The sequence below is a fragment of the Micromonospora sp. CPCC 206061 genome (assembly GCF_036906915.1).
Taxonomy (GTDB): Bacteria; Actinomycetota; Actinomycetes; order Mycobacteriales; family Micromonosporaceae; genus Phytohabitans.
This window is the reverse complement of record NZ_JBAKHX010000193.1, coordinates 1-1,699: the sequence shown is the minus strand read 5'-3', so window position 1 is coordinate 1,699 and position 1,699 is coordinate 1. Positions and strand designations below refer to the sequence as shown.

2 protein-coding genes are annotated in these 1,699 nt (G+C 69.5%); both read left to right on the top strand.

The window, feature by feature from the left end:
- The first annotated feature begins 229 nt into the window (after positions 1-229).
- A complete protein-coding gene (locus V6V89_RS41280) occupies positions 230-622 on the top strand; it encodes a YciI family protein (protein WP_334625196.1) in 393 nt (130 codons plus the stop codon).
- Positions 619-1,699: RNA polymerase sigma factor (locus V6V89_RS41275; protein WP_334625194.1), on the top strand; the 1,081-nt coding region annotated here is incomplete at its 3' end. The genes V6V89_RS41280 and V6V89_RS41275, both read left to right, overlap by 4 nt.

Genomic DNA, 1,699 nt, shown 5'->3' with positions numbered 1-1,699 from the left:
GCGGCAGATCCGTACGGCCGTGCTCGTCGCGGGTGAGCGGATGTCGGCCGTTGGGGCGTAGGGCCGCGACCAGTTCCGGTATGTCGACTGCGGCGGTGCACCAGTGGGGGATCCGTTGTGTCGGCGGGAACGTGGTTGGCAAATTCGGTGGAGGATGTAGACATCGGCGGGGGCGCTCCGACGTATCAGATGAGCGACGGAACGGCCGTCGTGCACGCTTGGAGGCCTGATGAAGTACGTCATCCTGATCCACTCGAACCCACAGCCCTGGGGTCATCCGACGAGTGACTACCTCGTGGCCCACCAGGCACTGCCCGCCGATGTCCGCCACCGGTTGAACACTGAGTTTGAGCAGGTGATGACCGAGCTGCAGGCCAACGGCGAGCTGCTCGGAGGTGAGGCGCTCGGCGACCCGGCCAACGCTCGACTGTACCGGTGGCGCGACGGCGAACCGCTCACGAGCGACGGGCCGTATTCGGAGGCGAAGGAGCACCTCGCCGGATTCTTCCTCATCGATGTTGGCAGCCAGGCGCGCGCCGAGGAAGTCGCCGCTCGGTTCTCCGGGCCGGACGAGACGGTGGAGTTGCGTCCGCTGATGTGGCCCGGTGGCGACGAGCAGTGACGGGTTCGGTCCTGGATGACGTGTGGCGCCGGGAGGCGCCGCACGTCATCGGGGCGCTACTGCGCAGGTACGGGGACCTCGGGGACTGCGAGGACGCGCTGCAGGACGCCGCTGAGGCGGCCGCCGCCCGGTGGCCCGCCGACGGGGTGCCCGACGCACCAAGAGCCTGGCTGATCACAGTCGCTTCACGAAGGCTGATCGACCGAGCCCGGACGGACTCGGCCCGGATCCGCCGCGAGACGATGGACGCGGCCCAACGGCCACACGCGACGCAGGCCGTGGCCACCCACGAGCGTGACGACACGCTGCGGCTGTTCTTCCTCTGCTGCCATCCTGCGCTGACGCGACCCTCGCAGGTCGCGCTCTGCCTACGGACGGTGGCCGGCCTTGGCGTGGAGCAGATCGCGGCCGCATACCTCGTCCCGGTTCGTACGATGACGCAACGCCTCAGTCGCGCGCGTACGGCGCTGCGCCAGGCCGGTGCGCGGTTCGGCATGCCGTCGCAGCGGGACCTGCCCGCCCGGGTCGCTGCGGTCATAGACGTCTGTCACCTGGTGTTCACCGAGGGGTACGCGCGGACATCGGGCGAGGCGCTGCTCGACGTCCAGCTGGCCGAGGAGGCGATACGGCTCATACGGCAGTTGCACGCCGCATTGCCCGAGCACGCCGAGGTCGCGGGTGCGTTGGCGCTCATGCTGCTCACCCATGCCCGGTCCCCCGCCCGGGTCGACACCTCCGGTGACCTCGTGCCGCTCGCCGAGCAGGACCGGTCACTGTGGCGGCGCGACCTGATCACCGAGGGCGTCGAACTGCTGGAGCGAACCCTGCCCCAGGGCCACGTGGGCAGGTTCCAACTGCAGGCCGCGATCGCCGCCGTCCATGCTGAGGCCGCGACGTACAAGCAGACCGACTGGCTGCAGATCAGCCTGCTCTATGACATGTTGAGCCGGGTTGCGCCGGGTCCGGCCGTCACGTTGAACCACGCGGTCGCCGTCGCCATGGCGCACGAACCCGCCGCCGGTCTCGCCATGCTCGAACCGCTGCTGGACGATCCCGCCATGCAACGCCACCACAGGC